Annotated in this window: 12 protein-coding genes; 3 read left to right on the top strand and 9 right to left on the bottom strand. The window is 69.3% G+C overall.

Features of this window, described 5'->3' with window-relative positions; genetic code table 11:
* The first annotated feature begins 28 nt into the window (after positions 1 to 28).
* Positions 29 to 1,477, top strand: a complete 1,449-nt coding sequence (locus AADH62_RS10240; protein WP_341579391.1) for a sugar porter family MFS transporter — start codon at positions 29 to 31, stop codon at positions 1,475 to 1,477.
* A 6-nt stretch (positions 1,478 to 1,483) separates the two neighbouring features.
* On the opposite strand, the gene hemL is transcribed toward AADH62_RS10240, so the two are convergent.
* Genes hemL through hemE form a run of 8 tightly spaced genes read right to left on the bottom strand, consistent with a single transcriptional unit; the run spans position 1,484 to position 9,917 of the window.
* Positions 1,484 to 2,797, bottom strand: coding sequence for a glutamate-1-semialdehyde 2,1-aminomutase (gene hemL / locus AADH62_RS10235; protein WP_341579390.1), 1,314 nt, complete (start codon positions 2,795 to 2,797; stop codon positions 1,484 to 1,486).
* Positions 2,794 to 3,795 carry a porphobilinogen synthase gene (hemB, locus tag AADH62_RS10230; protein WP_341579389.1) on the bottom strand — a complete coding sequence of 334 codons (1,002 nt, stop codon included), beginning with the start codon at positions 3,793 to 3,795 and terminating at the stop codon, positions 2,794 to 2,796. The genes hemL and hemB overlap by 4 nt, the downstream gene beginning before the upstream one ends.
* A complete protein-coding gene (locus AADH62_RS10225; RefSeq protein ID WP_341579388.1) occupies positions 3,792 to 4,559 on the bottom strand; it encodes a uroporphyrinogen-III synthase in 768 nt (255 codons plus the stop codon). The genes hemB and AADH62_RS10225 overlap by 4 nt, the downstream gene beginning before the upstream one ends.
* The gene (hemC, locus tag AADH62_RS10220) at positions 4,552 to 5,529 is read right to left on the bottom strand and encodes a hydroxymethylbilane synthase (protein ID WP_425355668.1); all 978 of its coding nucleotides are present in this window, start codon (positions 5,527 to 5,529) and stop codon (positions 4,552 to 4,554) included. Before hemC ends, AADH62_RS10225 begins: the two co-directional genes overlap by 8 nt.
* On the bottom strand, positions 5,472 to 6,686 hold the full coding sequence (locus tag AADH62_RS10215) for a ferrochelatase (protein WP_425355667.1): 1,215 nt from the start codon (positions 6,684 to 6,686) through the stop codon (positions 5,472 to 5,474). Before AADH62_RS10215 ends, hemC begins: the two co-directional genes overlap by 58 nt.
* The gene (gene hemQ / locus AADH62_RS10210; RefSeq protein WP_341579386.1) at positions 6,683 to 7,378 is read right to left on the bottom strand and encodes a hydrogen peroxide-dependent heme synthase; all 696 of its coding nucleotides are present in this window, start codon (positions 7,376 to 7,378) and stop codon (positions 6,683 to 6,685) included. The genes AADH62_RS10215 and hemQ overlap by 4 nt, the downstream gene beginning before the upstream one ends.
* Positions 7,379 to 7,408: 30 nt before the next feature.
* The gene (locus AADH62_RS10205; protein ID WP_341579385.1) at positions 7,409 to 8,806 is read right to left on the bottom strand and encodes a protoporphyrinogen/coproporphyrinogen oxidase; all 1,398 of its coding nucleotides are present in this window, start codon (positions 8,804 to 8,806) and stop codon (positions 7,409 to 7,411) included.
* Positions 8,796 to 9,917, bottom strand: a complete 1,122-nt coding sequence (hemE, locus tag AADH62_RS10200; protein ID WP_341579384.1) for a uroporphyrinogen decarboxylase — start codon at positions 9,915 to 9,917, stop codon at positions 8,796 to 8,798. The genes AADH62_RS10205 and hemE overlap by 11 nt, the downstream gene beginning before the upstream one ends.
* 41 nt (positions 9,918 to 9,958) lie before the next feature.
* On the opposite strand from hemE, the gene AADH62_RS10195 reads away from it, so the two are divergent.
* Both AADH62_RS10195 and AADH62_RS10190 read left to right on the top strand, forming a co-directional pair.
* On the top strand, positions 9,959 to 11,218 hold the full coding sequence (locus AADH62_RS10195; RefSeq protein WP_341579383.1) for a glutamyl-tRNA reductase: 1,260 nt from the start codon (positions 9,959 to 9,961) through the stop codon (positions 11,216 to 11,218).
* 6 nt (positions 11,219 to 11,224) lie between these two features.
* Positions 11,225 to 12,310: a LacI family DNA-binding transcriptional regulator gene (locus AADH62_RS10190; protein WP_341579382.1), complete on the top strand. Its 1,086-nt coding sequence runs from the start codon at positions 11,225 to 11,227 to the stop codon at positions 12,308 to 12,310.
* Here the strand turns inward: AADH62_RS10190 and AADH62_RS10185 are convergent.
* Positions 12,292 to 13,176, bottom strand: coding sequence for a TatD family hydrolase (locus AADH62_RS10185; protein ID WP_341579381.1), 885 nt, complete (start codon positions 13,174 to 13,176; stop codon positions 12,292 to 12,294). The two genes, AADH62_RS10190 and AADH62_RS10185, sit on opposite strands and share 19 nt — an antisense overlap.
* Positions 13,177 to 13,210 lie beyond the last annotated feature (34 nt).

Raw genomic sequence — 13,210 nt, 5'->3', positions numbered from 1 at the left:
GCGCCGCGGCGGGAGTACGGTGAGTCGCGTGACATCCTCATCTGACGCGCTCCCCACAGGGACGTTCCATCTCAACAGTCCCTATGGTCGCCGTGCCGTCGCCCTGTCCATCGCCGCTGCTGTCGGTGGATTCCTCTTCGGCTTCGACTCCTCGGTCGTCAACGGCGCGGTCGAGTCCATCCAGAGCGATTTCGCCCTCAACGATTTCGTCACCGGATTCATCGTCGCCATCGCGCTACTCGGTTGTGCACTCGGTGCGCTCATCGCCGGCAACCTCGCTGACCGGTGGGGGCGCCTGCGGGTGATGTTCCTCGGCGCGATCATGTTCTTCGTCAGTGCGATCGGAACAGGTCTCGCCTTCTCGGTGTGGGACCTCGGTCTCTGGCGTGTGGTCGGCGGTATCGGGATCGGTATCGCGTCAGTGGTCGCCCCCGCCTACATCGCGGAGGTGGCTCCCCGGCAGATCCGCGGATCGCTCGCGTCGCTGCAGCAGCTCGCGATCACGATCGGTATCTTCGCCGCGCTCCTCTCGGACGCCCTGCTGGAGGGCATCGCCGGCGGCGCGGACAACGTGTTGTGGTGGGGGCTGGAGGCGTGGCGGTGGATGTTCCTGGTCGGCGTCGTTCCGGCCGCCGTCTACGGCATCCTGTCGTTCACGGTTCCCGAATCTCCCCGCTTCCTGATCAGCCAGGGCCGCAGCGACGAGGCCCGCGCCGTCTTCGCACGCCTGGTTCCCGCGGTCGATCTCGACAAGACGATGAACGAGCTGACCCTCGCCATCGAGACCGACAAGAAGAACGCGGGGGTATCGATCCGCGGCAAGGCTCTCGGACTGCAGCCGATCGTCTGGATCGGCATCATCCTGTCGGTGTTCCAGCAGTTCGTGGGCATCAACGTGATCTTCTACTACTCGACGAGCCTGTGGAACTCGGTCGGCATGACCAACGCACCGCTGATCAGCGTGATCACGAGCGTCACGAACGTGCTCGTGACGCTGATCGCGATCTTCCTGGTCGACCGCGTCGGACGAAAGCCGATCCTGCTCACCGGTTCGGTGCTCATGGCACTGTCGCTCGGGACGATGGCGCTGGCCTTCTCGTTCGCTACCGGTACGGGTAAGGACGTCCACCTGGACGGCGCGTGGGGACCCATCGCTTTGGTCGCAGCGAACCTATTCGTCATTGGATTCGGCGCCTCGTGGGGACCGCTCGTCTGGGTGCTCCTGGGAGAGATCTTCCCCAGCCGCATCCGAGGTAAGGCCCTCGGTGTTGCTGCCGGCGCTCAGTGGATCGCGAACTTCCTGATCACCATGACCTTCCCGGTGATGTCGAGCTGGTCGCTGCCGCTGACCTACGGCATGTATGCGACGTTCGCCGCGCTCTCGTTCTTCTTCGTGTTGTGGCGGATCCCCGAGACCAAGGGGATGGAGCTCGAGCAGACCGAGACCCTCTTCACCCGCCCTAAGGCCAAGGCCTAAGACGGGTCAGGCGCGGGCGGATGCTGCGGCGCGCGCCGCGGCGGGGAGGGCGTCGACGATCCGGGCCAGCGCCGCATCGTCGTGCGCGGCGGTGAGGAACCACGCCTCGAACGCCGACGGCGGGAGCGATACTCCCGCATCGAGCATCGCGTGGAAGAACGCCCGATACCGGAAAGACTCCTGCCGCACGGCAGTCTCGTAGTCAGCGACGCCGGTGGCGACATCCTCGCCCCAGAACACGCTGAAGAGATTCCCCGCCCGCTGGATGCCGTGAGCAACGCCCTCGCGTGTCAGAGCGTCCCCCACCGCGGCCGAAAGCTCGTCGGCGGCGCTACCGAGTCGCGCGTAGACCGCGGCATCCGCGAGTCGGAGCGTCGCAAGCCCCGCAGCCACCGCTACCGGATTCCCCGACAGCGTGCCGGCCTGGTACACCGGGCCGAGCGGCGCGAGGAGCTCCATGACCTCTGCGCGGCCCGCGACTGCCGCGACGGGGAGGCCGCCGCCGACGACCTTGCCGAACGTGAACAGGTCGGGCGCGTAGGTCTCGCCCGCGGCATCCTGCAGTCCCCAGAACCCGGCCGGGCCGACCCGGAAGCCGGTGAGCACCTCGTCGAGGATGAGGAGCGCACCGTTGTCGCGACATGCGCGGGCAAGCAGGGCGTTGAAGCCCGGATGCGGCGGGACGACCCCCATGTTCGCAGCGGCGGCTTCCGTAATGACGGCAGCGATGCGCCCCGGGTGCTGGGCGAAGACTCCGGCGAGCGCATCGGGGTCGTTGTAGGGGATGACGACAGTCTGAGCCGCCACGGCCTCTGGCACCCCCGCTGAACCGGGCAGCGCGAGGGTTGCAAGTCCCGAGCCCGCCTGGGCAAGAAGCCCGTCGGAGTGCCCGTGGTAGTGGCCCGAGAACTTCACGACGAGATCTCGCCGCGTGAAGCCGCGGGCGAGGCGAATGGCGGTCATCGTCGCCTCGGTGCCTGTCGAGACGAGCCGCACCCGGTCGACGGCACCTACCCGAGCCGTGATCTCCTCGGCGAGTTCGGTCTCGGCTGGCGTGCTCGCGCCGAACGAGAGACCGCGGGAGGCGGCCTCGGTGACTGCCGCAACGACCTCCGGATGCGCGTGACCGAGGATCGCCGGCCCCCAGCTGGCGACGAGGTCGACGTACTGGCGGCCATCGGCATCCGTCACGTAGGGCCCTCGGGCGGATACGAAGAACCGGGGTGTGCCGCCGACCGAGCCGAAAGCCCGCACCGGCGAGTTGACGCCCCCGGGCATTGCCGCTTGCGCGCGGGCCAAGAGCTGATCGTTGTGGGTCATCGCGCACCCCCCGCGTTGTGCCCGTCGCGCAGTGATCGCCCGACCTCCAGGGCCCAGTACGTCAGGATCGCGTCTGCTCCCGCCCGACGGATGCCGACGACAGACTCGATGATCGCGCGGTCACGGTCGATGGCACCCGCCGCAGCTGCGAGCTCGACCATCGCGTACTCCCCCGACACCTGGTACGCCCACACGGGGATCGGCGAGTGCTCGGCTACGGCCGCGAGAACGTCGAGGTAGGGGCCCGCGGGTTTCACCATGACGATGTCGGCGCCCTCCTCGATGTCGCGGGACGCCTCCAGCAGCCCCTCCCGGCCGTTCGCCGGGTCGAGCTGATATGTCTTGCGGTCACCGACGAGCGTGGATTCCACGGCGTCGCGGAACGGGCCGTAGAACGCAGACGCGTACTTCGCCGAGTACGCCAGGAGCACGACATCCGTTCGCCCCGCCGCATCGAGCGCTTCGCGAACCGCGGCGACCTGACCGTCCATCATTCCCGACAGACCCAGGATCTCGGCTCCGGCGTCAGCCTGGGCGAGCGCCATTGCCGTGTATCTCTCGAGCGTCGCATCGTTGTCGACGCCGCCGTGCGCATCGAGCACCCCGCAGTGCCCGTGGTCGGTGAACTCGTCAAGGCACAGGTCGGCCTGCACGGTGAGCCGGCCCGCAGCTGCAGTCCGGGCAACGCGGATGGCCCGGTTGAGGATGCCGTCGGGGTCGGCGGCCCCGGATCCGACGGCATCCCGGGCAAGGGGCACACCGAACAGCATGATGCCGCCAAGGCCCGCGTCGGCTGCGGCATCCACGACCTGCGGCAGCGTCTCGAGGGTCTCCTGCCGAACACCCGGCATCGTCGCGATCGGTTGCGGTTCGTCCCGCTCTGTCACGAAGACCGGGAGCACGAGCGCGGATGCCGACAGCGCGTTCTCGGTGACCAAGCGCCGCATGGCGGGGGTCTGCCGCAACCGACGTGGGCGGTGAGAGGGAAAGGTCGTCATGCTCGAGTCTCCAACGATCTGTGGGGAAGGGCGGCGATCAGCGCCTCGATGCTCTGTTCGGGGGAAGTCAGCGACACGGTGAGCCCGCGACGCTCGGCATCCCGGGTTGTACCGGGGCCGAGCGAGGCAAGGACCGTGTGCTCGGGGAGGGCGCCGACCTGATGGCTGAGCTCTCGAACGACGCTCGTCGAGGTCAAGAGAACGGTGTCGATCCGCCCCGATCGAAGATCGTCGACGATCGCCTCAGCGAGGTCGACACCGACAGTGCGGTAGGCGATGCAGACGTCCACGTCGTAGCCGCGGATCTCGAGCTCGTCGCTGACCACAGCCATGGCGAGGTCAGAGCGCAACACGAGGCACCGCCCGACGCCCGCCGGATCATGGGCCGAGCACCACTGCTGGGTGAGGCTCAACGCCGACGAGCGCCCGGCAGGAACGAAGTCGACCTCGAACCCGGCATCCACGACGGCGCGGGCCGTCGCACGCCCGACCGCGGCGACGCGTGTGGCAGCAGGAATCTCGACGTCCGCCACGCGGAGGTGTTCGAGCGCGGCGGCACTGGTGATGAACACCCAGTCGTACTCGCCGGCGGCCAGCGCTGCGAAGGAGCGGTCTCGGGCCTGCAGATCCCGCGGGGGTTTTGTCTCGATCAGCGGCGCGATGACAGCCACCGCGCCGCGGTCGGTGAGCAGGCGCGCGACGCGCTCCCCCCACGCTCCGCCGCGCGGCACCAGCACGGTGCGTCCCGCCAGTGGTTCACTCATCGAGTTCATCGACCCCGCGGTCTCGGAGCACCCGCACGACCCGTTCAGCAAGCGCCGCCCGGCCCGCCGGTTCGGCGACGACGGCGACTGGCGCGGCGTCCTCGACACGGATGCTGCGCGACCCGTCACTCCGGTAGACCGTCGCGGCGACCTCCACGCTCTCGCCGTTCTGGATCGCAGAGATACCGACAGGCGCAGCACAGCCGGCTTCGAGCTCTGCGAGCACCGCCCGCTCCACGAGCGCGGGGATCGCGGCGGCTGGATCGTTCAGGCCCCGCAGGGCGCGGCCCAGCTCGGTGGTCGTATCAGCCGTGCGGATCTCGATCGCCAGTGCCCCTTGACCTGCCGAGGTCGGCCACGCGTGCAGGTCGAACAGCTCGGCGATCTCGCCGTCCCGACCGATCCGGCGAAGGCCCGCTTCGGCGAGGACGATCGCGTCATACTCGCCGTCTGTGACCTTGCGCAGGCGCGTGTCGACATTGCCGCGGATGTCGGCGACAACGAGATCAGGCCGCCGCTCCAGCACCTGAGCGGCCCGGCGCGGGGAGCCGGTCCCCACGCGCGCGCCGGCGGGGAGCTCCGCAAGGGTCACGCCGCCGCGCGAACACAGGGCATCGCGCTGACCCTCGCGCTCGGGAACCGCGATCAGCGTGAGGCCCGGGTAGGCAGCGTTCGGCAGGTCCTTGAGGGAGTGCACGATCAGGTCGCACTCCCCCGCGAGCAACGCTTCGCGCAACGCCGTCGCGAACACACCCGTGCCGCCCAGCGACGCGAGAGAACCGGTGGCGACATCGCCGTGCGTCGTGAGGGGGACGAGCTCGACCTCGAGGCCCGACGATGCTGTCAGCATCCGGGCTACCGTTCCGGACTGCGTCATCGCCAGCGTGCTGGCCCGGGTCCCCAAGCGCACGGTCACGGCGTCAACCCCGCGAGTGCCGGGCGGAAGCCCAGCCTGGCGTTCTCGCAGCATCCGGGCCGGCACACGTCGAACCAGGGACCGAGGGACGTGACCCGCTCGCGCTGCGACGCGGGCGTACCCTGCAGCCGCTCCTCGATGAGGTCAACGAGGCCCGCGACGTAGGTGGGCGATGTTCCCGGGGTCGCGGTGCGTACGGCGACAAGACCGAGCTCGGTGGCGGTCTCGATGGCTTCGGTGTCGAGGTCCCACATGACTTCCATGTGGTCGCTGACAAACCCGAGGGGAACGATCAGCACTCCGCGCCGGCCCTGCGCGGGCAGCGCGGCGATCGCGTCATTGACGTCGGGCTCGAGCCACGGCACCGACGGCGGCCCTGAGCGGCTCTGGTACACCAGCTGCCAGGGGCTCTCGGACCCGAGCGTTCGCATGATCTGCTCCGCGACGGCGGTGTGCTGAGCGGCATAGGCGCCGCCCGGCCCGAAGTCGCGGTCGCGCGGACCGGAGCGTTCGGCATCGGCGACGGGAATCGAGTGCGTCGAGAAGAGCACCTCGATCTCGTCCGGCTTCTCGATGCCGTGCTCTCGCAGCTTCTCCAGCCCCGACCGGATGCCATCGACGAAGGGAGTCACGAAGCCCGGGTGATCGAAGAACTGGGCGACCTTGTCGATCTGCAGCTGCTCCCCGACACCCGTCGCCTCGAGCGCATCGGCGAGGTCCTCCCGGTACTGCCGGCACGACGAATAGGAGCTGTAGGCGCTCGTTGCCAGCGCCAGGACGCGCCGGTGATCGTCGGCGTGCAGCTGCTGCACGGCGTCGGCGACGTACGGCATCCAGTTGCGATTTCCCCAGTACACCGGCAGGTCGATGCCGCGCGCGCGAAGCTCGGCATCGAGGGCGGCGACCAGGTCGCGGTTCTGCTGGTTGATGGGTGAGACCCCACCGAAGTGGCGGTAGTGGTGCGCGACCTCCTCGAGGCGCTCGTCGGGGATGCCGCGGCCGGCCGTGACGTTGCGTAGAAACGGGATGACGTCATCCTGCCCCTCGGGTCCACCGAACCCGAGCAGCAGCAGCGCGTCGTACGCGACGGGTTCTTCCACGTGTGCCGGGCCGGATTCCGCCGCGGGCGTCGCACCGCACACCGCAGCCCCCGGCGCGCAGTAGGCACCGGTCGCGTGCGGGGGCTTGGGCCGGAAGTTCTCGGCGGTCACGACAGGACGTCCTCGAGCTCGCCGACCTCGACGCGTCTCCCGGTGAAGAACGGGACTTCCTCACGCACATGACGGCGGGCATCCGTCGCGCGAAGATCGCGCATCATGTCGACAAGGCTCAGCAGGTTGTCGCTTTCCAACGGCAAGAGCCACTCGTAGTCGCTGAGCGCGAAAGTCGAGACCGTGTTGGCCACGACATCACGGAAAGCGCTGCCTTTGCGGCCGTGCTCGGCGAGCATCGCTGAGCGCTCCTGCTCGGGAAGCAGATACCACTCATAGCTGCGCACGAACGGGTAGAGGCAGAGCCATTCGCGGGGTGCCTCCCCGCGCAGGTATCCGGGAACATGTCGCTTGTTGAACTCGGCCTCGCGGTGAACGCCCATGGCACTCCACGTGATGCTCGCCTCGCGCAGCGCCGAGGTGCGACGAAGCCTGCGCAGTGCAGCCTGGAGTGCCGCCGGGTCCTCGCCGTGCAGCCACACCATGAGGTCGGCATCCGCGCGCATGCCGGTGACGTCGTAGAGCCCGCGCAGGGTCACGCCGGCGGCGGGAAGCTCTGCGACCTCGCGCTCCAGGTCACCGAACTCCGGCGCCGCCACACGCGGCACCTCAAGCACCGTGAAGAGGGTGTAGCCAGCGGGCGTCGACTCAGCCTCGGGGCTCGAGGCGGTGGGGGTAGCGGGATCGATCACGATTCCTCCAGTCAGAAGCGGCGGTGCGGGTCAGGAAGCGGTGGATGCGAGCGACGGCGCCGCGAACGCGTGGATCAGGGTTGCGGCGAGCTCGCGCGCGTGCGGCACCACCGAGGCAAGGCCGGTGCCCGCCACGGCGGCGCCGGCGAGGTGCAGGCGGGGGTCAGCGGCGATGACGGGCGTCGTGGACGACGACGAGGACGCATCCCAGCGGCGCACGTGCAGCTCGCGCACGTCCTGCGGCGCCACCGAAACTCCCGTGACGGCGCTGATCGCCGCCGCGACGGATGCCTCATCGAACGCGCCTGTGACGCCGTCGCGCGCCGAGAGCCGGACGACGTGGTGGTGGGGCTCGAGTTTCTCATCGAGCCACTGCCACTTGGCGTTGGCGTGCGTGAGCGCCTTCGCACCGATGGGTGCAGCGTCGGCGATCAGCGCTCCCGTGCCGACCGGGTGAGCATCCAGGCCCGGCGAACGCACGAGCGCGATCGCCAGCTCGACCGGCGTTTCGTCACCATCACTGTGCTCGCCGAGGAGTCGGAGCGCCTCGTCGCGACGGGTGGCGATGACAACGGTTCGGGAGCGGGTCGCGGTGCTGCCGGCATCCACGCTCAGCACCTCGTCGCGTGCCCCGTGGCCCACGCTTTCCCGCGTGCTTTCGGCACCATGGATGCGACGAACCGGGGTATCGAGCAGGATGGTCGCCCCGGCGGCGCGGGCGCGGGCTGCCAGTTCGACGGGCAGCCGCCACATGCCGCCGACGATCCCCGCGACAGCGCTGCCGGGGCGGGGCCCCGCGGCAAGCTCGGCGACGGCATCCGTCAGCGCGCCGGTCTGCATGAACCGCTGCCAGAGCTGCGGGTGCACCACCGAGAGCTTCAGGTCGCGGGCAGAGCGCGAGTAGACGCCGCGGCAGACGGTGTCTACCACCGCGCTTGCCAGGTCATCACCGAGTCGTGTGGCGACGAGGTCGTAGAGCGAAGGCTCCTCGGCGGGCACGGGCAGCACCTGCTCGGCGCGGGGCGGTACGAGCGCCAGGATGTCGGCAGCGCTGGGATCGGCGGGGATCCCCAGGACGCTCTGTCGCGGGAGCGGGGCGCGACGGATGCCGGAGTCGCCGCCGGCAACGAGCCACGCCCCGGCGGGGTTCGGGGCCGTGACAGTGACGGGAAGCTGCCAGCGGTCGATGAGATCTGTCACGCCGGCCGTTCGGGTTGCGAACGACTCGGCACCGGCATCCACAGCGACCTGTCCCGCACCGTCGATGATGACCGGCGCGAGCATGCCGCCCACCCGGTCGGAGGCGGCCACGACGACGGTCCGGAGCCCCGCGGCGGCGGTCTCAGCGGCAACGACCAGGCCAGCCATCCCCGCGCCGACGATGCAGACATCCGCGGGCGACGGTGCTCCCGACGTCTCAGCGGGCATCGTGCACCATCGCGACAAGATCCGTGAGCACGTCAGGATCGGTCTCGGGCGGAACCCCATGCCCGAGGTTGAAGACGTGTGCGCGGGCCGCGCGGCCCGCCGCGATGATCCGAGAGACCTCGGCGGCGCGGACCTCGGCCGGGGCGAACAGCATCGCGGGATCCAGGTTCCCCTGCACGGTGACCGCTCTCCCGATCCGCGTCACTGCCTCGTCGAGATCGATCCGGTGGTCGATGCCGACAACGTCGAGATCCAGGCCCGCGATGTCGGCGAGAAGGTCGGAGGTGCCGACGCCGAAGTGCGAGAGCGGAATGCGCGGCATCCCCGAGCCCGCGGGAGGTTCGATCTGCCGCGCGTGAGCGAGCGCCCTTTCGGAGGCCGGGAGTGCTGCCCGCCGGTACAGGCGCGGTGACAGGGAGCCGGCCCAGGAGTCGAACAACTGCGCGGCGCTGGCACCGGCCTCGATCTGGAGGGCGAGGAACCGCCCGCTGATCTCGGCAAGCCACTGCGTGAGCGCGGCCCATCCTGCCGGGTCCTCGTGGATCAGGCGGCGGGCGGCGAGGTGATCCTTGGAGGGCCCGCCCTCGACGAGGTAAGCCGCGAGCGTGAACGGGGCCCCCGCGAAACCGATGAGCGGGAGGGGCGTGTCGCGGGCGGCAGACTCGTCCCCCAGCATCTCGGTCGTGCGGCGCACGGCGTCGATGATCGACGCGCCCCGCTCGGTGACGGTCTGCGGGTCGATCGCGGTGACCCGCGCGATATCGGCGGCCGTGCGGACGGGCTCGGTGAAGACGGGGCCACGACCAGCCACGATGCGCACATCGACCCCGGCCAGCACCAGCGGCACAACGATGTCGCTGAAGAAGATGGCAGCGTCCACACCGTGACGGCGCACCGGCTGCAGCGTGATCTCGCTGGCAAGAGCGGGGTTCAAGCAGGCGTCGAGCATCGAGCCGGTCTCACGCAGCGCGCGGTATTCGGGAAGGGAACGGCCGGCCTGCCGCATGAACCACACGGGGGTGGTGGCAGGCCGGTGACCGAGGAAGGCGCGGATGAGATGCGAGTCCTTCGTCGCGTGCGCAACGAGCGGATGCTGATCGGAGAGCTGCATAGTTAATCGATATACTAACCAGTCGACGCGAGGAGGAAGCGATGCTGGTCTGCCTATCGGCCAACCACCGGGCTACCCCGTTTGCCTCCCTCGAGCGTCTCGCGGCGGTGGGCGACGACGTCCGCCGCGATATCCCCCTCGCCCACGAGTCGATCGGCGGCGCCGTGGTGCTCGCAACCTGCAACCGGTTCGAGGCCTACCTCGATATCGACCCCGACGAGGGCCACTCGGCTGAATCCGCCGTCACTGCCGCGCTCGGCGAACTGGCCGACGCCTCGGGAATCGCCTACCGAGAGCTGCGCGAGACACTCGATGTCACTGTCGGAAATCGCGTCGCTCATCATCTGTTCGCCGTCGCGTCGGGCCTGGATTCGGTCGTCGTCGGCGAAGACGAGATCGCAGGTCAGGTCACCCGCGCTTACGAAGACGCGCGCGGCGAAGGGATGACGACGCGCGCCCTCGAGCATCTCTTCGAGCGCGCGAAAGAGACATCGCGAACGGTCAAGAACTCGGCGCGGGTGGGTGAATCCGGCCGCTCCCTGGTTCGCCTCGCCCTCGAACTCGCCTCCTCGCGGATCACCGACTGGTCGAGCGCCCGTGTGCTCCTCATCGGAACCGGTCAGTATGCCGCGGCGGCGTTGGCGGCCCTGCGCGTGCGCGGTGCGCGCGGCATCCGTGTTCATTCGGCATCCGGTCGTAGTCCGGAGTTCGCCCAGCGACACGGCCTGATCCCGGTCGACCCTGATTCGTATCACGCCGAGATCGCGTCGGCTGATGTCATCGTGACCTGCACGACCCGGGTCGTGCTCGGCGGCGACGAACTGGATGCCGGTCGCGCCGCGGTGACGGTCGCAGCGGAGCGGCTCCTGGTGATCGACCTCGGCATGCCTCGGAACGTCGCTGCCGACGTTGCGGAACGTCACGGCGTCGAGGTGCTCGACCTCGAGACGATTCGCCTACACGCACCGCTCGACGAATTCGCCTCGCTCGCCGACGCGAAGGCGATCGTCGCCGATGCAGCGCTACGCCACGCAGGAGCGGGGAGGGTCCACGATGTCGCGCCCGCCGTTCGGGCCGCGCGGGCGTGGGTACAAAAGCTCTTGGATGCCGAGATCGCCCGCCTCCCCGAGAACTCGTCCGAGAGTTCCCTGAAGACCGAACGGGCGCTCCGGCATTTTGCCGGCGTGATCATGCATCACATCGTTGCGCGCGGCCATACACTGGCCTCCTCCGGGGAGGGCGAACGCTGGTCAACGGCGGTCGGAACAGTTTTCTCGGAGGCGCCGAATCCCGGCACGTGAGTGAGCATGACCCAGCATCCCGACCAGACACCGATCCCGTTGCCGCGCGCGCGAGTCACGGTGAAGGATGTCGCAGCCAAAGCCGGCGTATCCACGGCGGCGGTCAGTCAGGCACTCAATGGCCGGGGCGCGCTCAGCGCCGAGACGAGGAAGCGGATCCTCGGTGCCGCAACCGACCTCGGGTACTCCCCCGATCGGTACGCCGCAGCGCTCCGGCGCGGGCGGACACTCTCGATCGGGTACGTCGCGTCGCCGCCGCTTGACCCGGTGCGCGAGGCGGCTCAGGCGCAGTACGCCATGCGTCAGCTCAGTGCCCTCGTTGACGCTGCGGCCGCGCACCAGTTCACGGTCACCGTCATCCCCACAGCACGCCCGGAGCTGCTGCGCAGCGCACGGGTCGACGCCGTGTACGCGCCCGACGCGCGTGAGAGCGACCCGCTGCTGGCGATCGCGGCAGCGCAGAGCATCCCGGTCATTACCAACGACCTGCCCCTTCCGCCGGATGCGGGGATGTGGATCCGCACCGGATACGAGGATGCCGCGACCGCAGCCCTCGACCTGCTTGCTGCAAGCGGCGCGGCAAACATCGGGCTTCTCACCGGCGAGCCGGGGCTCCCCCGTCTGGAGATCGGCGAGACCGTCTACGCGCAGTGGTGCGCGGACCGCGGGCAGAACCCGATCGTTGCGCGAGTGGATGCCGCGAGCCTGGAGCTTGCCGGGAGCATCCGCGAGCTCCTCCTGCGCGGGGTTGACGGACTGTTCTCCTTCGCTCCGGAGGGGCCGCGCCTCTTTCTCGACCTCACCGCGCTCGATGTCGTGCTGCCGCGCGACCTTCAGCTTGTCGCCCTGTGCCTGCACGACTGTGCTCTCAATCGACGACTGAGCGTCACCCACGTGTGTGTGCATCCCGAGCACGCGCCGGCACTGCTGTTTCCCGAGCTGGTCGCGGCGCTGGAAACGGCAAGCACGCCGACCTCCCCCGTGGTCCTGCCGTGGGAGCTGGTGGGCGGATCGACCACCCGCGCGGCACCGAGTCACGTTCGTCTGGTCGCCACCTCAGCGGGCGTTGCAGCTCACTCGAACGTGCCGTAGACCTCGATCGTGTTCGCGGCAACCTGAGCGGCAAGCTCATCGACCGGCACGCCCAGTTCCGCGGCCATGAACCGCAGCGTGATGGGCACAAGATAGGGCGCATTCGGCCGCCCCCGGTGAGGTACCGGGGTGAGGAAAGGCGCGTCGGTTTCGACGAGGATGCGCTCCAGCGGGGTCACGGCGAGGGCATCGCGCAGGTTCTGCGCGTTTTTGAACGTGATGTTGCCGGCGAAGGACAGGTAATAGCCACGGTCGGCGGCAACGCGCGCCATCTCGGCGCCCCCCGAGAAGCAGTGGAACACGGTCTTTTCTGGGGCTCCCACGCTCTCGAGCACGCGAAAAACCTCGTCGTGCGCATCCCGGTCGTGGATCTGCATCGCGATGCCGTGTTTCTTGGCCAGTGCGATGTGAGCTTCGAACGATCGGTACTGGGCCGGCTGGCCCGCGGCATCCGTGCGGAAGAAGTCGAGCCCCGTCTCGCCGATTGCGCGCACCCGCGGGTGGGCGGCAAGCTCGTCCATCACCGCGATAGCGGCATCGAGTTCCCCCGCCGCCTCGTAGGTCGGCGCCTCGTTCGGGTGGATCGCGACTGCCGCGAGAACCTGCGGATGCTGCTCGGCAGCCCACACCGCCCAGCGCGAGGACTCCACGTCGCCGGATGCCTGCACGACCCCTGCGATCCCGGCCGAGGCCGCCCGGGCGAGTTGCTCGTCGAGGCTCAGCGGGTCGTCGCCATCCATGATCTCGAGGTGGCAGTGATTGTCGTATACGGCCACCGCGAGCGGCTCGGGCAGTTCAGGATAGGTGAGGTCCCGCCTGCCCGACGCCGACCGCTCCCGCACGTAAGCGCTCGGGTCGTCAGTCATGTCGTTTCGTCTCCTCGCCGCGCTCGTCGCTCAA

The organism is Microbacterium schleiferi, from assembly GCF_038150145.1.
In the GTDB taxonomy this organism is placed as follows: domain Bacteria; phylum Actinomycetota; class Actinomycetes; order Actinomycetales; family Microbacteriaceae; genus Microbacterium; species Microbacterium schleiferi_B.
The sequence above is the reverse complement of the archived record's forward strand: the minus strand, read 5'-3'. Positions and strand labels throughout refer to the sequence as shown.

Coding starts and splice junctions, on each gene's coding strand:
- AADH62_RS10190 (WP_341579382.1), top strand. CDS start 11,225: ATGACCCAGCATCCCGACCAGACACCGATCCCGTTGCCGCGCGCGCGA.
- hemB (WP_341579389.1), bottom strand. CDS start 3,795: ATGACGACCTTTCCCTCTCACCGCCCACGTCGGTTGCGGCAGACCCCC.
- hemC (WP_425355668.1), bottom strand. CDS start 5,529: ATGCTGCGAGAACGCCAGGCTGGGCTTCCGCCCGGCACTCGCGGGGTT.
- AADH62_RS10185 (WP_341579381.1), bottom strand. CDS start 13,176: ATGACTGACGACCCGAGCGCTTACGTGCGGGAGCGGTCGGCGTCGGGC.
- AADH62_RS10225 (WP_341579388.1), bottom strand. CDS start 4,559: ATGAGTGAACCACTGGCGGGACGCACCGTGCTGGTGCCGCGCGGCGGA.
- hemL (WP_341579390.1), bottom strand. CDS start 2,797: ATGACCCACAACGATCAGCTCTTGGCCCGCGCGCAAGCGGCAATGCCC.
- AADH62_RS10195 (WP_341579383.1), top strand. CDS start 9,959: ATGCTGGTCTGCCTATCGGCCAACCACCGGGCTACCCCGTTTGCCTCC.
- hemE (WP_341579384.1), bottom strand. CDS start 9,917: ATGCAGCTCTCCGATCAGCATCCGCTCGTTGCGCACGCGACGAAGGAC.
- AADH62_RS10205 (WP_341579385.1), bottom strand. CDS start 8,806: ATGCCCGCTGAGACGTCGGGAGCACCGTCGCCCGCGGATGTCTGCATC.